Origin of the sequence: Limosilactobacillus vaginalis DSM 5837 = ATCC 49540, from assembly GCF_000159435.1 — a bacterium.
GTDB classification, from domain to species: domain Bacteria; phylum Bacillota; class Bacilli; order Lactobacillales; family Lactobacillaceae; genus Limosilactobacillus; species Limosilactobacillus vaginalis.
This window is the reverse complement of record NZ_GG693415.1, coordinates 244,721-259,387: the sequence shown is the minus strand read 5'-3', so window position 1 is coordinate 259,387 and position 14,667 is coordinate 244,721. Positions and strand designations below refer to the sequence as shown.

The following is a 14,667-nucleotide window of genomic DNA, read 5'->3' as shown; positions in this document are numbered from 1 at the left end:
AAATATTTTAACCGTGCTGGGGTATTAAAGAAAAGTTCACGAACAACCACGTCAGTTCCTTGACGCGCTGGTCCCGGCTTTAAGTCAACTAGTTCACCACCATGAATATGGATTAAAGAACCAGTCGTACTACCCGGTGTAGCTGTCGTTAAGGTAACATCAGCTACTGAGGCAATGCTTGGCAAAGCTTCACCCCGGAAACCCATTGTCCGAACCTTAAAAAGATCGCGTCGAGTTGTAATCTTACTGGTAGCGTGACGCTTAAATGCAATTTTAACATCATCATCCGCAATCCCAGAACCATCGTCAATTACCCTGATACTATCCAGGCCAGAATTTTCGACAATAATGTCAATTCGCTTACTGTTAGCATCTAACGAATTTTCGACCAGCTCCTTAACAATTGACGCGGGCCGTTCGATTACTTCCCCAGCGGCAATTTGATCCGCTAATACATTAGTTAATTCATGGATCTTTCCCATTTATGCCACCTTACTTTAACTTTTGCTGCCATTGATAAATTTGGTTCATAACATCCATTGGTGTCATCCCCATCAAGTTAAGGTTCTTTAACTGCTTAATAATTTTTGCAGCTGCCGGGTCCTTTGCTTTGGGTGCTGGAGTTCCAAATAGTTCTACTTGCCCATTTGGATCAACCAATGGTGGTTGAGTAGCAGGATGAACAGTTTTTTCTTTAACCTTACTTGCCTCAGACTGCTGCTCAATAGACGCAGGAATTGTCGGCAGCTTTACATCCTTCTTTTCTAGAGAGCTGAGAATTTGATCGGCACGCTTCAGGAGATCCTCAGGCATCCCAGCTAATTTAGCAACGTGAATCCCGTATGACTTATCTGCTGGTCCAGCACTCACCTTGTGTAAGAATACTAATTCGCCATTTTTCTCCGTTGCGCCAACATGAACATTCTTTAGCCGGGACAGGGTTGTTTCAAGAGCAGTTAATTCATGATAGTGAGTCGAAAAAAGCGTTTTAGCCCGCAAATGCTCATGAATGTATTCAATAATCGCTTGAGCTAATGCCATCCCATCATAGGTAGCAGTTCCCCGACCAATTTCATCAAATAAGATTAAACTCCGATCAGTAGCGTGCATTAGGGCATTATTAGCCTCCATCATTTCAACCATAAAGGTACTTTCACCAGAAATTAAGTCATCCGCTGCCCCAATGCGGGTAAAAATTTGGTCAAAAATAGGTAACTCTGCCCGTTCTGCCGGAACAAAGCACCCCATTTGAGCCATCACAGCGGTCAATGCTAATTGACGCATATAGGTACTCTTACCAGACATGTTTGGTCCAGTAATCAAAAGAATATCCGTTGATTCATCCATCATAACATCATTAGGAACATATTCTTGATGACCCATAAACTTTTCAACAACGGGGTGCCGACCATCCTTGATTTTCAATACGTGACCCGTGTTCATTTGTGGACGAACAAAATGATAATCTTCACTGACAACCGCGAAGCTTTGGAGAACATCTAATTCAGACAACGCTTGAGCCAAGCTTTGCAACCGTTTAATCTGCTTTTTCACTTTCTCCCGAATCTTAACAAAGACATCGTATTCAAGTGCGGTTGATTTTTCTTGAGCACCTAAAATTAACGCTTCTTTTTCCTTTAGCTCAGGCGTTGAGAACCGTTCCGCGTTTACCAGTGTTTGCTTCCGTTCATAGCGGTCACGAGGAATCTTATTGAGGTTAACCTTTGTCACCTCAATATAGTAACCAAAAACATGGTTATAACCGATTTTGAGGTTATTGATTCCCGTTACCTCTCGTTCGTGCTTTTGCAAATCCGCAATCCATTGCTTACCGTTATTCATCGCGTCACGGTACTCATCAAGCTGCTGATCATAACCATCCTTAATTACTCCACCATCAGTCACACTAATTGGTGGATCTTCAACGATTGAGTTTTCGATCAGGGATGCTACATCACTCAAGGGATCGAGTTGCTTCTCCAAGTCAGCAAATGCCGGTGCATCAAGCGTCTCTAAGGTATACTTAATTTTTGGTACCTGAAGCAATGAAGTCTTTAACTGAATTAAATCCCGGCCATTAACGCTTCCGTATGCTACTCGACCAGCAAGCCGCTCCAAATCATAAACTTTAATCAGCTCTTGCTGGATATTATTTCGCTCAAAATAGTGTTCAAGGAGCTCTTGAACCTTATCCTGACGAGCACTAATTTGCTTGGGGTCAATTAACGGTCGATCTAGCCACCGTTTTAATAGCCGGCTTCCCATTGCCGTTTTTGTTTCGTCAAGCAACCAGGCTAACGTTCCCTGTCGTTTACCACTCCGCATGTTGGTCATTAATTCAAGATTAGTTTTTGAATAGTGATCAATCTTCATAAAGGAGCTGGGCCGGTAAGAAATTGCTTTTTGCAAATGCGCTAGTGAACGTTTTTGCGTTGTTAGCAGGTACGAAACTAGAAGTGAAACAACGGCTTGCTGACCTTCATCAGTTAAGTCTTGGGTTAGGTAACTCACCTCTGCTTCATTCACAATTTCAGGCTGGTGTGATTGCAAAATATTTCGTTTAGTTAACTGTTGCTTAAAATCATCTTCAACTGAATCATCAAGGACAACTTCCCGACTCTGCAAGTTAATCAGCTCATTAATGACCTCATCCTCACTTGCAAAATCGGTTGTTTTTAATTCTCCAGTTGATAAATCAGTATACGCCAGATAATAATGACCGTTTTGACGGATAATTCCCGCTAAATAGTTATTGTTTTTAGCCTGATCACCGTTCAAGTCCATTTGAGTTCCTGGAGTAATTAACCGGGTAACTGCCCGCTTAACCATCCCCTTGGCTTTTTTGGGGTCCTCCATTTGCTCACAAATTGCAACCTTATATCCCTTATCAATTAGTACATCAATGTAGCTGTTAACGGCTCGATGGGGAACGCCACACATCGGGATCGGGTTCTTAGCACTATGATTTCTTGTTGTTAGCGTTAATTCAAGCAATTGGGCACCCTTAATTGCATCATCGTTAAAGAGCTCGTAAAAGTCCCCTAACCGGTAAAATAAAAATGCATCTGGGTATTGATCCTTGACCTTTTGGTACTGTTCCATCATTGGCGTTGTTTTCTTTGCCACCTAATTTCACCCCGTAATTTTTCTCTCTATATAACTTATAACGTTTTTTTACCGTATCTTTACTTTATTTATTATATTTTTTGCGTAATTCAAGTGCAAGAAAGAGAATGGCAAAATAAAGAAAGAGGCCAGGAAATAACCTAGTCTCTTTACCATATTAAAGCGTTTTTCTCTAACATGTCATTTACTTTGCGTAGTCGATCGCTCGAGTTTCACGAATAACAGTTACCTTGATATGACCAGGGTATTCAAGCTCCTGTTCAATTTCATGTTTAATATCATGAGACAAAGCAATTGCTTGAAGATCCGAAATCTTCTTTGGTTTAACTATTACCCGCAATTCACGACCTGCCTGAATTGCGTAACTATGATCGACACCATTATGGTCATTTGCAATACTTTCCAGTTTCTTTAATCGTTGAATATATTGTTCAAGTGATTCACTCCGCGCACCAGGGCGTGCACCAGAAATAGCATCAGCAGCCTGAACAAGCGCGGCAATCACTGATTTTGCCGGAACATCACCGTGGTGTGAAGCAATCGTGTTAATTACTACTTTATTTTCCTTATACTTGGTAGTTAATTCAACACCTAGCTCAACATGCGAACCATCAACTTCGTGGTCAATTGCCTTTCCAATATCGTGAAGAAGACCTGCCCGCTTAGCAAGGGTCACATCTTCTCCTAACTCTGCTGCCATTATTCCAGCAAGCTTAGCAACTTCAATCGAATGATCAAGGACGTTTTGACCGTAACTAGTCCGGTACTTCATCCGACCAATTGTCTTAATCAAGTCCGGATGCATTGAATGAATTCCGAGATCGAAGAGAACTTGTTCACCAGTTTCTCGAAGGTTAGCATCCATTTCTTGACGGGCTTTATCAACAGCTTCTTCAATTCTTGCCGGATGAATACGTCCATCCTGAATCAGCTTTTCCAAAGCAATCTTAGCAATTTCACGCCGAACCGGATCAAATCCGCTTAACACAACAGCTTCAGGAGTATCATCAATAATCAAATCAATTCCCGTCAGAGTTTCTAGGGTCCGAATATTTCGTCCTTCTCGACCAATAATTCTCCCCTTCATGTCATCGTTTGGTAAGTTAACAACAGAAACCGTTGCTTCGGAAACAACATCCGCAGCGCTTCGTTGAATTGCTTCAACAATCAGCTTCTTTGCTGTTTTATCAGCAACCAATTCAGCATTTTGTTCACTATCACGAATCATAATTGCCCGCTCGGTCTTTAGCTCTTCCTTAACCTGATCTAAGACCTGGGTTTTTGCATCCTCGTGAGACAATTGGGCAACTTTTTCCAATTCTTGTTGTCGCTGTTCAATTAACGAATCTGCCTTTTCTTGAGATACTTTTAACTGGTTAGTTTGTTGTTCAAGTTGGTGCTCCCGTTTACCAACAGCACCCTCTCGCTTTTCAAGAGCATCATCTTTGCGATCTAATGAGGTTTCCCGTTGCAAGAGTCGATCTTCTTGCTTCTGAACCTCATTTCGCCGTTGTTTCAGTTCTTGTTCAACACTTTCTCGGTAACGATGGCTTTCTTCCTTGGCCTCTAAAATAGCCTCTTTTTTCGCCGTCGCAGCATCCTGTTTTGCAGTGGAAAGAATTTGCTCTGCACTTTGATTAGCAGCTTTGAGTTGCTTTTCAACAGAAACCTTATGAATTGCATATCCAATAATAACACCGATAATCATAGCAAGCGCGGCGAAAACTAAGCCGAAAGCTTCCATCATTTCACCTCCGCTTTCACTATTTTTTATTATTGGTTCAATTAATTAGTTTAATTTAACCGTATGATAAATTAAATACCACACAAATTAAATTTTAAGCTTGCCGTTAATTAGTGTCAACCATTCTTTCAATAATTAAATAAGGCCGGAAAAATGTTTTCCCGGTCTTTATCTATTGCTAGTAATTATTAAACTTACAGAGTCTAATCTCTTCCTAGTATTTAAATCTTTTATTTTTTGCTTGCTTCTTCAATTGTTTCCTGCTTAGCTTCAGAATTGGTGCTTTGCTTCCCGTTTTGAGACTTATTTGCAGTATCCTTTAACGGTTCCATTCCGTTAGCTTCACGAACCTTATTCATCAGTTCAGCCATACTATCAGGGTGTTCAGCCAACCAGTTCTTAGCATTTTCACGTCCTTGACCAATCCGTTCATCGCCATATGAATACCATGCACCAGACTTCTTAACGAGATCTTGTTCAACAGCCATATCAAGAAGTTCACCGGTCTTGGAAATTCCTTCGCCATACATAATGTCAACTTCAGCGCGCTTAAACGGCGGAGCAACCTTATTCTTAACGATTTTAATCTTTGTCCGGTTACCAATAACATTAGTGCCGTTTTTGATCTGTTCAGACCGCCGAATTTCCATTCGAATTGTTGAGTAGAACTTTAATGCTCGGCCACCGGTAGTAGTTTCTGGATTACCGAACATCACACCAACTTTTTCACGAATTTGGTTAATAAAGATGGCAATCGTCTTTGTCTTGTTAATCTCCCCAGAAAGCTTCCGCAATGCTTGTGACATTAACCGTGCCTGAAGACCAACATGGGCATCCCCCATCTCACCTTCAATTTCGGCACGTGGGACAAGTGCAGCTACCGAGTCAACAACTACCAAATCAACTGCTCCACTAGAAATCAAAGCATCCGCAATCTCTAGTCCTTCTTCACCAGTATCTGGTTGAGAAAGAAGTAAGTCATCGACGTTTACACCTAATGCCTCTGCATATTGAGGATCAAGGGCGTTTTCAGCATCAATATAGGCAGCTGTTCCGCCTTGACGCTGCACTTCGGCAACCGCCTGCAAAGCAACGGTCGTCTTACCTGAACTTTCAGGACCATAAATTTCAACAATTCGGCCACGGGGGTAACCACCTACACCAAGGGCCTTGTCAATTGCTAATGAACCACTTGAAACTGTAGCAATCTTCATATCGGCAGCATCCCCCATCCGCATGATGGAGCCCTTACCGAAATTCTTTTCAATTTTACGAATTGCGACATCAAGTGCTGCTTTTCGTTGATCAGCCAAAATAATTCCTCCTTTGAAACGGAATATCCGTTAATAATCATAACAGTTTTGGGCAAAAAAACAAGAATTTTAGCAAACAAAAGTTCGGTTATTTTCTTAATTCCTTTAAAAGCATCTGTAAACCATACTGAACGCTCAGTAAGCGAATTTCTTGTCGTCCCAAATATCCGGCCAACCGTAATTGCTTAGAGATAGTAGGTTGGCCTTTGCGCGCCAATCCAATCCACACCGTTCCAGCTGGTTGTCCTTCGAGTTCATCGGGCCCCGCAACCCCTGTAAAGCCAATTCCAAAGTCCGCATCAAGCTTCTTTCGTGAGTAATCTGCCATTGCCTGAGCAGTCGCACTACTTACAACCCCGTTTTGGTTAATCAGTGAAGCAGGAATACCAAGCAAGCTAATTTTTGCTTCAGCAGCATAGGTAACAAAGCCCCCATCAAAGATCGCCGAAGCTCCAGGAATAGAACAAATCGTACTTTGAAAGAGTCCCCCAGTCAAACTTTCAGCCCCCGTAATTTTTAGCTTTTGCTGCTTAAGGAGACCAACAACCTCATTGGCTAAATTAAAGTCATTCCCCATTCCCAGATAGTATTGCTGCTCTTTTTTCAGAATTGCCTTAGTTACCCGATCAAATGTTGCTTTAATATCTGCGTGTGCACCTGCAATTATCGTTAACCGGAGCTCAATATTAGTTGGCTTGACGTAGGAAGTAATAGCAACGTTAGGGTAATCCTTCATTATCGGCTTTAACTCGCTCATTAAGGTTGATTCAGGCCGACCAAGAAAATGGAGTGCTCGTGTTTTGATCGTTTTTTGAATACTAAACTCTTTGATAATTCGCGGAAGCACCTCTCGATCCACCATTGCTTGAAATTCGGCAGGGGGTCCGGGAAGAATTACCACTCGGCTCTTTGCCGTCTTGAACCAGCTTCCTAAAGCGAGTCCCCGCGAATTTGGAATTAGCTCGCCAATGTATTGAGCCTGGCGCTTATTCTCCGGTTGAACCGGAATTTGCCGCTGTGCAAAGATTCCCAAAAGGTGGTGCCAGGTTTGATCATCGGTCTTTACCATTACACCAACACCTCTCGCGACTGCTGACAAGGTAACATCATCTGCTGTTGGTCCTAAACCGCCACAAATAAAAATAATCTCTGCACGATCCTGCGCTTCCCGTACACAATTAATAATGGCAGTTGGATCATCCCCGACTGTTACTTGCGATGCTACCGTAATGCCTAAAGAATTGAGCTTTTTTGCTAAAAATGCTGAATTAGTATTCGTGATTTCACCACGCTGAAGTTCATCACCAACCGAAATAATTTCTGCATTCATGTTTTTTGCCTCCAACTATCAATAACGTAAAATTACTTCAATTTTATTTTTTATGGAAAATAATTTTTTGTCCTAGATAAATGATATAACTAATTTCTTAGAGATATAAGTCTCGATCAAAAAACTCTAGTATCCAGATAAACTGAAACTAGAGTCTTTTGCTTACAAAAACAGCTTAGTGCTTATTCTTTATTATTTTCCTCTTTGGCAAGCTTTGCCACACGGTTTTCGTTAAACATAATGTAGATTAACAACAAGAGGGCAAGTGTTGCAGCTGAATAGAGGACAATGTTACTTGCTAACCAACCATACTTGGATACTAAAACCCCAATTAAGGCAGTTGCCAAAGTTTCACCAAAAATGTATTGGAAGAAGCCCATGAATCCTGTTGAGGACCCAACGGCAAACTTTGGAACAGCTTCATTAACCATTAAACCAACTAATGTTAATGGGGCGTAAATTAAAGTTCCCATAATGAAAAGAACAGTAACAATTAAGGCATGACTTGTACTAAAGAAGTAAGTAGTCAGGCAAATGAAAAGCAAGATAACACAAGCGATACAAACAATTGCCCGTCGATCCTTTAAGAAGTCAGAAATGGCACCCATAATGATAACACCTGGAACAGCTGCTAATTCAAAGATCCCGACTAACCACTTAGCAAACGATGGACTGAAGCCCTTAGATTGAACAAGGAAACTTGGAATCCAACTCATAACCCCGTAACGAACCAGGTAAAGAGACATTGAAGTTAGCGTAATCGCCCAAACTACCTTGTTAGTCAAAATGTACTTTACAAAAATTTGTGGCAAGGTTAAGTTTGTTAATTCTGATGAGGAAGCCTTACCGTTTTCAAGAACAACCTCATCGCCAGTGTATTGAGAAATACTTGGCAAACCTACAGTTGTTGGCCGATCAGCACCACAGATCAATACGAAGGCAGCGATAATCAATGAAACAACTGATGCCGTGTAGAACACAGCCGGAATTGAACCTGAGAACATGAAAGTTGCCAATTGAACAACGGCAACACAGACAAAAGCACCAGCGTTGTGGGCAGAAGACCAAATAGAGTAAATAGCTCCACGGTGCTTCTTACCCCACCAAAGTTGAACGATCCGTTGACATGCGGCAGCCCCCATCCCTTGAGCAACTGACATTACAAGCATTAAGAACATCATTACGTAAAGGTTCTTTGTAGCCCCTAACCCGAAGTTCAAAATTGCTGAAATAATCAACCCAGTTGCTAAATAGTGATTTGGGTTACTCTTATCACTAAGTGCTCCCATGAACAGCTTAGAAATACCATAACCAATACCAAAACAAGAAAGAACCATCCCGATATCAGCCGTAGTAAATCCATATTGCTTCATAATGTCATTCTGTTCGGTTGTGAAAATAAGACGAATAACATAATAGCCAATGTAACCAATACAGATTGACAATAAAACACCAACTTGACGCCACTTATAAACGGTTGAAATTTTATCCTTTGGAACCTTAGTTTTAGCATCAGGAGCTGGTTTCAAAAATGAAAGCATAACTACATCTCCTTAATATGAAATCCTTTTCAAAAAAAGGTACAGACCAATATTAACATATTTCAAACAATAAATGAACATTTTTTCTAAAAATATCAATAACTTTTTTTATCAAAACAAAAACGACCTCGCTCAAAGATGAGCCAAGTCGTTTCTTATACATATAAAAGTAATAATTATTTAAAACCGTCTGAAAAGACATCTCGTCCCTGAATAAAGTAGTCAACCCCAGAGTAAATGGTAAAGAATAGGCAAATGTATAGCATAATTTGACCGAACGGAATTCCCCAAATTGCAAAAATCACGTTATTAAGAAGTAAGAAGATAATTGCAATAAACTGGGTAGTTGTTTTAATTTTCCCTGGCATTTTAGCAGCCAAAACAATACCGTCTTGCTCTACCAACAAGAGACGCAACCCAGTAACCGATAATTCTCGCCAGATAATAATTGATGTTACCCAGGCAGGAACAACTTGATTACCAGTTAAAACAATAAATGCCGTCATTACTAGTAATTTATCTGCTAGCGGATCAGTAAACTTTCCAAAATTAGTTACTAAGTGGTGCTTACGCGCAATTCGACCGTCTAAATTATCGGTTAACGTTGCTGCAATAAATAAGATTGCAGCAATAAATTGTGAAACGGGAATTGTCGCACCCCAAAAGCTAATCGCACCCCACGATTGTAATGGGAGAACCATTAGCAGTAAGAAAAAGGGGATGATGATTAACCGCACAACGGTTAGTTTATTAGGTAAATTCAAATTACTTCCTCCTCATAACCATTAACGTGACTGCGTTTGGTTAGTTTGTGACTGTTGCGTTTGTGTCCGGTTCTGACTTTGATTTGTAGTAGTCCGGGCCGCATTAGTTGTAGTGCTTTGGGTTGTTTGGCTAGTTCTCGTCGTCTGGGTAGTAGTTTGCTGACCACTAGTAGTTCGACTAGAGGAAACACTGCTTGATACAGATGAACTTGATGAATTACCAAAGTGGATCGTCACTATTCGAGTATTATTGTAACGACCATTATCCGTAAAGTTAATCTTCTTATTACCAAGCTTTAAGGTAGTAGCTGAAGCATTACCAACAGTAATAACAACTGTATTGGTAGTTCGTTTAATAGTTACATTAGCCGTTGAATTAGCGTCCATTGTCCGGCTTAGAGCACTTGTACCATCAGTAGTAACACTGTTCCATGCCCGACCGCTTGTCTTAATTTGTAACTTGGCATCCTTCTTTAATGAAGCAGCATTGTAAGTAACACTATTATTATTCCGGCTAGCTTCTGTTAATTTAATAGCCGCACTCTTCTTTGGCTTAGTAGAACTCTTCTTTACAGAACTGCTGCTCTTCTTCCGACTTTCACCCGAAACCGAAACAGAGCTATTATCGATCTTTGTTGAAGCATCCTGATGACCACGAACAATTGCTGTTACCCAAATTGCAGCTAGAACAATCACGATTACACACGCAATAATAATGGTTGGCATGTATTGGCGAACCTTGCTAACCCCTTGGCTAACGGTTTTCCGCCGATTTGCTCGTGTTTCAACTGCCTGACTAATGTGGTCGGAATATTCCTCCGTCTTCGCCTTAGGTAATTGTTCATTGAACTCTTTTAACAGCTCATTGCCATCAAGGCCCACCGTATCTGCATATTGCTTAATAAAGGCCCGAACGTAAAAGTCCCCTGGCAATTCGTCAAATTTTTCGTCTTCAATTGCAATTAAGTATCGCTTTTGAATTTTCGTTAACTGTTGTAAGTCATCTAACGTGTAACCCTTGGCTTGGCGGGCATCACGTAGCTTCTTTCCAATTTGGATTTGTTGTTCATTATCGTTTTCACTCATTGTGATATCTCCATCTCTGAATTTTAATCCTACCTGCTAATTATAGCATGGCATCCCGCTATCAATTATTAAGAAAGTATTGAATTAACGGTGCTGTGGAATAATTTGGAATACAGAAATCCCCCGTGAAACAATGAAGCGTTTGGCAACATCATAAAGGTCATTCAAATTGATTGATCGTAATTCCCTAATCTCATCCATCAGGTTAGCACCATCGAAGAAACTTCCTCCATAATGGTTTGCAACAGCCTCTGGCGAATCCAATAAGCCAGTTAAGCGACCAATCTCCGCATTCTTAATTTCATTAAAGCGTGTTCTCGCAGCATCAATTTGCTGATCCGCACTTTCTAAAATAGCAATCACTTCGTCCGCAAATCGTTCCATTTGATCCGTGTCAGAACTGAAATATGCGAAGTAAAAATCGCGTTGCATTTCTAAATTATAAGCAAATGAATCGTCAAGAACCTCATTATTGTATAAACGCAAATAATTGTCCGAAGTATCATCAAATAGGACATCGAGTAATAAGTCAATCGCTAATTTGTAATGCAACCGTTCTCGACCACTGTCAGGAAGCTCAATTCCACGCAACCCAACGATAACTTTTGGCCTGGCAACATCCATTGTTAGGGACCGAAACGGAATAACATCATGAGCAGCTGGATCATGAAGGTTAAAGATTCGCTCTGGTGTTATTGCAGGTAAGAATTGCCGACGACTTTGATTGTTAGTAACCCATTCAACAACCTCATCCGGATCCAACTTTCCTGCCAACACTAGGTTCATATTGCTAGGTTGGTAGAAAGTCCGGTAAGTCTCCATTAAGTACTCGGGAGTAATCTTGCTGATACTATCGACTGTTCCTGCAATATCAATATGCATGGGATCATTGGGATAAAGGTTGCCTAAGATTCCAAGATATAACCGCCAAGCAGCGTCATCCTCATACATTTTGATCTCTTGACCAATAATTCCCTGTTCTTTTTTAACCGTTTGCTCTGTAAAGTACGGTTCTTGAACAAAGTCGAGCAAGACATTCAAACTTTCCCGAACATGATCGGTAGTAGAAAAGAGGTAGCTTGTTTGGGTAAAACTTGTAAAGGCATTTGAATCAGCACCAAGTTTTCCGAATAGATCAAATGCATCGTGATCAGCCTTTTCAAACATTTTATGCTCTAAAAAATGCGCAATCCCATCTGGAACTTGAATTGCGTTTTTTTTGCCGTACGGAACAAAGTGATTATCAATTGAACCAAAATCAGTAGTAAAAATTGCATAGGTTTTATGGTAACCACTCATCGGGATCATCTGCAAGGATAAACCGGTTGGCAACTGTTGTCGATAAACCGGTTGGTTAAATTCGTCATAAACTTCTTTATTCATATAGTTTTATTTTTCACCACTCAATAAATAACTTGCCTGTAGTTTAATCATTGATGCAACCTTCATTACATCATTCTTCGTCACCTGGTTGATTTGATTTGCAAAATCCGTTTGTTCTCCTAATGAAAGCAATTGGTTAACCAGATGGTGTTCCAAAATATTATTTGCAAGGTCAAAGCCAGCATAATGCTGATTAATTAATGCATCCTGAACTTCACGCATTAAGTCTTCAGTAAAGTTTCCGGTTTGGAGTTCGGTTACTTGTTCCTGGATCATTGTTAGAGCAGTTTGGTAATCAGTTGGCTGGATTCCGGTTTGCACGTTAACTAACCCGGAAAATGGTGCCAGGCGACTTGAAGCGTAATATGCTAACCCTGCCCTTTCACGAACATTAGTAAATAGTTTTGAATAAGGGGTCCCACCAAAGAGCCCATTAAAAACTAATGCAGCCGGATATAGCGGATCTCGGTAGTAAATTGGCAGGTGATAGCCAAGGTCTAACTTAGCCTGACTAACATGCTGCTGTTCTTCTTGATTAATTACATCTTCATGAGCTTGTTGAAAGTAAAATGGCGTCTCAGGAAGCTGTGAATTTCGATCAGCAAACGGTAGCTGACAAATTGCTGAATGGACGTTTTCAGGATCAACATTTCCCAAGACAAAAATATCAACCTTATCCTGGTTAATCATTTTCTCATATGTTTGAACAAGGCTTGCAGGCGTACAGTAATCAAGATCCGTAATTTTACCAAAGCTCGGCGTCCTCATAACGGAATCAGGAGCATAATAGAGCTTTAATAATTGCTGATTAGCATAAAATTGTTTGTCATCGTATAGCGCTTTAATTGAACTAGCAAGGTTATTTACCTGAAGACGGAAAGTCGGGCTATCAAATTCACCATCATCAATTAATGGGTGGAACAGTACCTGATTAATCAACTCGGTTACCTGCGCAAATAAATTATTCTGTGCCAAGTAGTTATTAATAAAACTTGATCGCAGCCGAACGGTGTGTAACCGGCCTACCCGACCAACACCAAGTGAAACAAATGCTCCATATAATTTTGCCATCTGACGTGCAAGCGCTGTTTGTGTCGGATAAAGATGAGTACTTGTTTCCAATAGGTTAGCAAGGAGGTTCCTTGCTGTGGCATTCGTAGTTGTCTGTGGTGTCGCAAAGTCAATCAAGATATGGGTCATCTTAAACTGCTTTGTCGGAATAACATGCAAATCGACACCCTTAGCAAGACGATAATCCACTGATATATCTCCCTTCCCCAATGCAATTAAAATTATAGATCGAAACTAAATCATACTGAATAATGATACTTTATCACGCCCTAAATTACAAACTTTGTCAATAATTTAATTTTAAGAAAATGTGGGGACTGTGACATAAGTACTTTTACCAAGTTCAAATACGAACAGCGCGGTACGCAAATGGGTTCCAGTATCCGGTATAGCCGAACTCTGGAACCCTATTTGCGCTCTCCACTTCCATGGTTTAAAGATGTCACAGAAAAATTTTAATCTGCACCAAGGTAGTTACTATTAGTACCGAACCACTTCTGGTTAATTTTTCTTAATTCACCATTCTTTTGTAATTTACCCAGTCCAGCATTAATTTTTTGGCGAAGAGTCTTGTCACCCTTCCGCATCCCCACAGCATAATACTCAACAGGGAGTTCTTTACTAGAATAGGTCCTGTATGAAGAACTATTTTTTTGGTGCTTAATATAATAATCTGCATATACCTGATCCATCAAAATTCCTTGAATCCGGTTTGCGTTTAAGTCGATAAACGCATCCGGGAAAGTATCATAGAGGACCGGTTTCTGGTTTTTAATTAAGTCCTTAAGAGCTTTAGGCCGCTCATCCAATGCAGTAAGTCCAGTTGAACCATTCTGAACCCCTAATGATTTACCCTTCATACCGGCAAAGTTTAAAATGTTAGAAGCTTTTTTGGTAACAAGAATCTGCTCGTTCTTCAAGTATGGTCGACTGAAAGCAACCTTTTTCCGTCGACTAGAATTAATTGAGTAACCATTCCATAGCAAATCAATTGTCCCATTTTTCAATTCCGTTTCCTTCATCGACCAATCAATTGGTTGAAAATCGGCCTTAATCCCGTACTGCTTAAAGACAGCCCGTGCCAGATCAACATCATACCCAACTAATTTCCCGTTTTTTTGCCGAAAGCCCATTGGTACGAAACTATCATCCAGTCCAATAACAACCCGCTTTCTGCGTTCAATTCGGTTCCAGGTATCTTGAGTATTCGCACGTTGGGTAACACTCTCACAACCACTAAGAAAAATGATGGGCGTAATTAAAGCTAGAAGCACCAGCCAATATTTAATTTTACGCATCGCAAGCACCT

Annotated in this window: 11 protein-coding genes; all 11 read right to left on the bottom strand. The window is 40.6% G+C overall.

All coding sequences use genetic code 11. The annotated features are described in order from the left end of the window. The coding region (mutL, locus tag HMPREF0549_RS10165; RefSeq protein WP_003717722.1) for a DNA mismatch repair endonuclease MutL at positions 1 to 482 on the bottom strand (482 nt) is incomplete at its 3' end. A gap of 10 nt (positions 483 to 492) precedes the next feature. After that, positions 493 to 3,126, bottom strand: coding sequence for a DNA mismatch repair protein MutS (gene mutS, locus HMPREF0549_RS07720; RefSeq protein ID WP_003717721.1), 2,634 nt, complete (start codon positions 3,124 to 3,126; stop codon positions 493 to 495). A 184-nt stretch (positions 3,127 to 3,310) separates the two neighbouring features. Then, on the bottom strand, positions 3,311 to 4,870 hold the full coding sequence (gene rny / locus HMPREF0549_RS07715; RefSeq protein WP_040531670.1) for a ribonuclease Y: 1,560 nt from the start codon (positions 4,868 to 4,870) through the stop codon (positions 3,311 to 3,313). 230 nt (positions 4,871 to 5,100) lie between these two features. After that, positions 5,101 to 6,183: a recombinase RecA gene (gene recA / locus HMPREF0549_RS07710; RefSeq protein ID WP_003717719.1), complete on the bottom strand. Its 1,083-nt coding sequence runs from the start codon at positions 6,181 to 6,183 to the stop codon at positions 5,101 to 5,103. Between the two features lie 88 nt (positions 6,184 to 6,271). Then, entirely contained in the window at positions 6,272 to 7,513 is a 1,242-nt protein-coding gene (locus HMPREF0549_RS07705; RefSeq protein ID WP_003717718.1) for a competence/damage-inducible protein A, read from the bottom strand. A 182-nt stretch (positions 7,514 to 7,695) separates the two neighbouring features. Beyond that, positions 7,696 to 9,054 (bottom strand): MFS transporter, encoded by a 1,359-nt coding sequence (locus tag HMPREF0549_RS07700; protein WP_003717717.1) that lies wholly within the window; start codon positions 9,052 to 9,054, stop codon positions 7,696 to 7,698. A 176-nt stretch (positions 9,055 to 9,230) separates the two neighbouring features. Then, entirely contained in the window at positions 9,231 to 9,818 is a 588-nt protein-coding gene (gene pgsA, locus HMPREF0549_RS07695) for a CDP-diacylglycerol--glycerol-3-phosphate 3-phosphatidyltransferase (RefSeq protein ID WP_040531667.1), read from the bottom strand. A 21-nt stretch (positions 9,819 to 9,839) separates the two neighbouring features. After that, a complete protein-coding gene (locus HMPREF0549_RS07690) occupies positions 9,840 to 10,904 on the bottom strand; it encodes a helix-turn-helix domain-containing protein (RefSeq protein WP_003717715.1) in 1,065 nt (354 codons plus the stop codon). 84 nt (positions 10,905 to 10,988) lie between these two features. Next, positions 10,989 to 12,287 carry an EF-P 5-aminopentanol modification-associated protein YfmH gene (yfmH, locus tag HMPREF0549_RS07685; RefSeq protein ID WP_003717714.1) on the bottom strand — a complete coding sequence of 433 codons (1,299 nt, stop codon included), beginning with the start codon at positions 12,285 to 12,287 and terminating at the stop codon, positions 10,989 to 10,991. Positions 12,288 to 12,293: 6 nt separating this feature from the next. Then, entirely contained in the window at positions 12,294 to 13,547 is a 1,254-nt protein-coding gene (yfmF, locus tag HMPREF0549_RS07680) for an EF-P 5-aminopentanol modification-associated protein YfmF (RefSeq protein ID WP_040531664.1), read from the bottom strand. A gap of 266 nt (positions 13,548 to 13,813) precedes the next feature. Beyond that, positions 13,814 to 14,656 carry an amino acid ABC transporter substrate-binding protein gene (locus tag HMPREF0549_RS07675; RefSeq protein ID WP_003717712.1) on the bottom strand — a complete coding sequence of 281 codons (843 nt, stop codon included), beginning with the start codon at positions 14,654 to 14,656 and terminating at the stop codon, positions 13,814 to 13,816. Positions 14,657 to 14,667 lie beyond the last annotated feature (11 nt).